Origin of the sequence: Kitasatospora sp. NPDC056531 (assembly GCF_042794375.1) — a bacterium.
In the GTDB taxonomy this organism is placed as follows: domain Bacteria; phylum Actinomycetota; class Actinomycetes; order Streptomycetales; family Streptomycetaceae; genus Kitasatospora.
The window spans coordinates 28,101-33,024 of sequence record NZ_JBHTTU010000051.1 but is presented as its reverse complement, the minus strand read 5'-3'; the positions used below and the strand labels follow the sequence as shown (position 1 = coordinate 33,024).

The following is a 4,924-nucleotide window of genomic DNA, read 5'->3' as shown; positions in this document are numbered from 1 at the left end:
TCTCGGTACCTCCCGCGGAAAACCCAAACGGGAAGAAGAGTTGGGGTCTCGAGATACTGAGACCGACTTCCGGGGTGGTGGTAACCACCTGTTTCCGGGGGGCCCCCCCCCCCCCCCCGCTGCTCGTGTCGGGTCCCGCCCGGGTCGGTCCTCGGCCCGCTTCGGCCGGGCCCGGTCCGGGGTCAGGCCTTGGCGGCGGCCCACTCCGGGGCCAGGATCGCCCAGATCTCCTTGTCCTGGCGGACCCCGTTGTGCAGGAACCACTCGCGCAGCACGCCGTCCCGCCGCATGCCGACCCGCTCGGCCACCGCCCGGCTGCGGGTGTTGACGGCCGAGCACCACCACTCGGCGCGGTGCAGGCCGCGGGTGACGAAGGCGTAGTCGAGCAGCTGCCGGACGGCGGCGGTGATCAGCCCGCCGCCCTCGCCGGCCGGCTCCGTCCAGGCGCCGATCTCGCAGTTGCCGGACTTGGTGCTGAAGTGCGTGAACATCACGCCGCCGACCAGCGCGCCGTCCCGCCAGATGCCGTAGATCCGGCGCTCGTCGGCGGCCTGGCCGTCGGCGTAGCGCTGCAGGGTGGCGCGGGCCGAGTCCAGGTCGGTGGAGAAGGTGGCCCACGGGATCCACGGGTCGGTGTGGGCCCGGGCGCGGTCGATGTGGGCCAGGAACTCGGGGGCCTGCCAGGGCTCCAGCGGGCGCAGTTCGGCGTTCTCGGCGAGCGGTACGGAAAACACGGGCGGGCCTTTCACGGGTGGTGCGTGAGCTGTCGGGATCCATTCATAACAAACGTTTGGTATGTACGATAGCCCCCATGACGCCAGCCCGTGGAGACCATGACGCCCGCCGCTCGGAAGTCTCCGAGGGGGTGTGGCGGGTGCTCTCCAGCAAGGGCTTCGAGGGGCTGACCCTGCGTGCGGTGGCCGCCGAACTGGGCGCCTCCACCGGACTGTTGACGCACTACTTCCCGAACAAGCGGGCGCTGCTGAGCCATGCGCTGGAGGAGCTCGACCGGCGCTCGCTCGCCCGGCCCCGGCGCACCGCACCCGTCGACGGCACCCCGCCGCCGGTCGGGCTGGCCCGGTTGCGGGCCTCGCTGCTCGACGTGCTGCCGCTGGACGAGGCGGCCGTGGCGGGCAACCGGATCTGGGTCGGCTCCTGGGACGTCGCCCTGGCCGACCCGGAGCTGGCGGCCGCGCACGCCGCCCGCTACGCCCGCTCGCGGGTGGCGCTCACGGCACACGTGGCGGACGCCCAGCGGCTCGGGGAGCTTCCGGCCGGGGCGGACCCGGCCGGGCTCGCGGCGGGGGCGCAGGCCTTCGTGCTGGGTCTGGTGGTGCAGGTGCTGTTCGCCCCGGCGGAGTTCCCGGCCGAGCGGCAGACCGCGCTGCTCGACGCCTACCTGGCGGGCCTGACGGGCTGACGGGGTCGGCGGGGCCGGCGGGGCCGGCGGATCGGCCGGGGCCCGATCGCCGCGCCCGGCGGGTCGGTTTGGCGCGGGGGTGGGGGATTCGCCCGGAATTCCAGGTGATTTCGCGGCGGGCATGACACACATTGTCACGGCTTATGCGCGGTGGGTGTTGGATTACCCGGAGGTCCGAAACGACCACGGAAAGTGTTCGCCGGCGCGATGGCCTGCGGGAATTGCAGGGTGGTGCCCCCAGCAGGATTCGAACCTGCGACCTACCGCTTAGAAGGCGGGTGCTCTATCCGCTGAGCTATGGGGGCGGGACGGACGGCGCCCGTGGTGGGCGTGACCGTGGCCGGGATCGGGCAGCGAGCGCTGGAGGCGCGCGTTGTCCGTCCCCGTACCTGAGGGTGGGGGTGGGGGTTGGTGGGCCCTCGCCCTGTCGGGGACAGGATAAGGGTGTTCAGTTCCTCGGCCGGGTGTGACGACACCGTCGTTGGTGTGTCGGTTCGGTGGAGCGGTCCGATAATCGCAGGTGAACGCCGTGAGTGCAGCGGTATGGCACTCTTCCGCGCCGGACGTTGTGCAGTCGTTACGGGGCTGCCTCCTCACCCGTTATGGATTCGGCACGGAGAATGTGTCGCCGCCGCCGCGGGTGGGGGCCGTATTCGGCTTGCGCCGGTCGGATGACGTGCGCGGACGGCGGCCGGCGAGGCTTCCGCCGGGCCCGGACGGGGGCGGCGATCTGCCGGTTTGTTGTCATGGCCGCGAGGAGACGGCTGCCTGACGGTGTACGAAGGCTGAAATTCACCCCTGCGGGTGACGACGACTTTCCGTTGTGCCGAGTTATCCACAGGATTTCGGAACTCGGTGGCCGGGATTTCCTTCGGGACGCACTCTCAACTCGCACCGCTCGATTCCGTACGGTGCATCGGCGAGAACGGAGAGTGTGCTGTGAGCGAGGCGCATGTGACGGTGCTCGGCAATGTCGCGACCGAGGTGACCTACGGGGAAACCGCCAACGGCGTGCCGATGGCGAACTTTCGGATCGGCTGCACGGAGCGCCGGTACGACCGCGAGCGGGCGTGCTGGGTGGACGGCGAGACGCAGTGGCTGAGGGTGACGGCCTGGCGGGCGCTCGCGGTCAACCTGATCGGCTCGCTGGCCAAGGGGGACCCGGTGCTGGTGACGGGCCGGCTGCGGGTGCGGGAGTGGACGGAGGGTGAGGTGAGGCGCAGTCGGGCCGAGATCGAGGCCAGGTCGGTCGGACACGACCTCACCCGCGGTACCTCGGCCTTCCGTTGGGCGACCGGGGTGCGCGGGCAGCCGCCGGGCGGTGCCGGGCCGGTCGCGGCGGGGGCGGCGGAGGGGGTGGACGAGCCGGTGCCGGGGTGGATCGCCAACGCGCTGGAGGCGCGCAGGGCCTCGGCGGTGGCCGCCGCGCCGCGGTTGCCCGAGCTGCCGCCGGGTGTGCGGTCGGTGACGGAGCAGCAGGAGGGCATGTCCGAGGGGGAGCGGAGCGGTGAAGACCAGGCGATGCTGAGCTGACCGGCCGGTGACCTTCTCTGTCGACAAATATGTTGATCGAGAAGGTTGTTGCGCCCGCACGTGCAATCTCGACCGGATAACGGAAAGTGGCGAGGCGATTCTGGTCGATCGTCAGCGTGTGTGGATCCTGAGGGGGTTGATAACGATACAGATACGGAATCGTCCTGATTTCGCATGGAGGTTTCGGGGCCTCTGAGGCTCAATAGGATTCGTCTGGTTCATACCCGCAGCGGCGCCACAGGGGGCACGCGCGGCACGGCAAGTCGGCGGGCTGCCCACTCGGCGCGGCCTGCTCCGGAGGGATCCCAGATGTTCCAGAGGCACGGGCGGAGTCTGTCCCGCATAACCACTGTCATGCTCACGACCAGTCTTGCGCTGGGCGGGGGCCTGTTCGCGGCCGGTGCGGCGGCCGCGGCGGACACCCCGTCGTCGGGTGTGACCGCTGTGGTCCAGAACGAGATGCTCGGCGAGGCGATCGACGTCCAGGGCAAGGGGACCGTCGAGGGCGGTCTGTTCACCCTCAAGACGGCCGCGGGCGAGAAGCTGCAGACCTACTGCATCGACTTCGACAACCCGGTCTACCTGGACAGCGGCGCGAAGTACCACGAGTCGGACTGGGCGTCGAGCTCCCTCAACAGCAACGCCAACGCCCCCAAGATCCGCTGGATCCTGGAGAACTCGTACCCGCAGGCGAACCTGAAGTCCCTGGCCGCGGCCATCCACGTCGATGACCTGAGCGACGCGGACGCCGCCGCCGGCACCCAGGCCGCGATCTGGAAGTTCTCGGACAACAAGACCGCCGTCCCGCAGAACGAGAACGCCAAGAAGCTGCGTGACTACCTGACCAGCGACGTCAACAAGGGCGTCGCGGCCGAGCCGAAGCCCTCGCTGACGCTCACCCCGGACTCCGCGTCCGGCAAGTCGGGCAGCAAGCTCGGCCCGTTCGTCCTGAACTCCAGCGCCAACGAGGTGAAGCTGGCCATCTCCGGCGACGCCGCCGACAAGGCCAAGCTGGTGGACAAGGACGGCAAGCCGGTCAACGGCACCCTGGCCGGGCCGATCGCCAAGGACACCCAGCTGTTCCTGGACGTGCCGGCCGGCACCGCGGACGGCAAGGCCGCCGTCAACGCCACCGCCGAGGCCAACGTGCTCAGCGGCCGGGTCTTCATGACCGACGTGGACAGCCGGGGTCGACACAGCCAGACCATGATCCTGGCCGGCTCCACGAAGGTCAGCGTCGCGGCCGGGGCCCAGGCCACCTGGAAGCAGGGCAAGGGCGCGCTGATCGACAGCACCGCCAAGGTCGAGTGCGCCAACAACGGCGTGCGCGTCTCCGTCACCAACAGCGGTGACGAGGCCGGTGCCGTTACGGTCGGCTCGCAGCAGGTGACCGTCCAGCCGGGCAAGACCGAGAGCGTGCTCGTCAAGGTCGCCGAGAAGACCGAGTACACCATCAACGTGGCCGGCCCGAACGGCTATGCCAAGAAGTTCACGGGCGTCCTCGACTGCAAGACCGGCGTGACCCCGACCGGTGCCCCGACCACCCCGGCCGCCACCGGCACCACCACCGCCACCCCGACCGCCTCCCCGTCGGGCACCCCGAGCACCGGTGCCGGCCAGCCGACCCCGGCGACCACCAGCGCCGCCCCGGGCACCGGTGGCCTGGCCCAGACCGGTGCCAACAGCAACACCCCGCTCCTGGCCGGCGTCGCGGGCGCCCTGGTCATCGCCGGTGGTGCCGCGGTCTTCTTCCTGCGTCGCCGTGGCCGCCACGGTGGCGGTGCCGCCTGAACCGGTAGTACGGGTTAGCGGCACCGGTTGGTGCTGCTAGGCCACGGCCCGGGGGCCCCCCCCCCCTTTTGGGGGGAGGGGAGGTGGCGCCTTTGTTGTGGGGGGGGGACCGGCACGTCGACCCAGCCCCCCCCCCCCCTCCTCCCCCCACGGGGGTCGTCTGGGGGGTTGCGTGTTTGT

At 70.8% G+C, this 4,924-nt stretch carries 4 protein-coding genes and 1 tRNA gene; 3 read left to right on the top strand and 2 right to left on the bottom strand.

From position 1 onward, the window contains the following. Nucleotides 1-182 precede the first annotated feature (182 nt). Entirely contained in the window at nt 183-734 is a 552-nt protein-coding gene (locus ACFQ87_RS31240; protein ID WP_380614216.1) for a GNAT family N-acetyltransferase, read from the bottom strand. 77 nt (nt 735-811) lie between these two features. On the opposite strand from ACFQ87_RS31240, the gene ACFQ87_RS31235 reads away from it, so the two are divergent. Beyond that, nucleotides 812-1,420 carry a TetR/AcrR family transcriptional regulator gene (locus ACFQ87_RS31235; RefSeq protein WP_380614215.1) on the top strand — a complete coding sequence of 203 codons (609 nt, stop codon included), beginning with the start codon at nt 812-814 and terminating at the stop codon, nt 1,418-1,420. A 229-nt stretch (nt 1,421-1,649) separates the two neighbouring features. Here the strand turns inward: ACFQ87_RS31235 and ACFQ87_RS31230 are convergent. Then, nucleotides 1,650-1,725, bottom strand: a tRNA-Arg gene (locus tag ACFQ87_RS31230). A 634-nt stretch (nt 1,726-2,359) separates the two neighbouring features. Between ACFQ87_RS31230 and ACFQ87_RS31225 the strand changes: the two genes are divergently transcribed. Together ACFQ87_RS31225 and ACFQ87_RS31220 are read left to right on the top strand one after the other, a co-directional pair. Next, on the top strand, nt 2,360-2,953 hold the full coding sequence (locus ACFQ87_RS31225; protein ID WP_380614214.1) for a single-stranded DNA-binding protein: 594 nt from the start codon (nt 2,360-2,362) through the stop codon (nt 2,951-2,953). Between the two features lie 354 nt (nt 2,954-3,307). Beyond that, nucleotides 3,308-4,744, top strand: coding sequence for a Cys-Gln thioester bond-forming surface protein (locus ACFQ87_RS31220; protein WP_380614213.1), 1,437 nt, complete (start codon nt 3,308-3,310; stop codon nt 4,742-4,744). Nucleotides 4,745-4,924: the final 180 nt, after the last annotated feature.

Coding starts and splice junctions, on each gene's coding strand:
- ACFQ87_RS31235 (WP_380614215.1), top strand. CDS start 812: ATGACGCCAGCCCGTGGAGACCATGACGCCCGCCGCTCGGAAGTCTCC.
- ACFQ87_RS31220 (WP_380614213.1), top strand. CDS start 3,308: ATGCTCACGACCAGTCTTGCGCTGGGCGGGGGCCTGTTCGCGGCCGGT.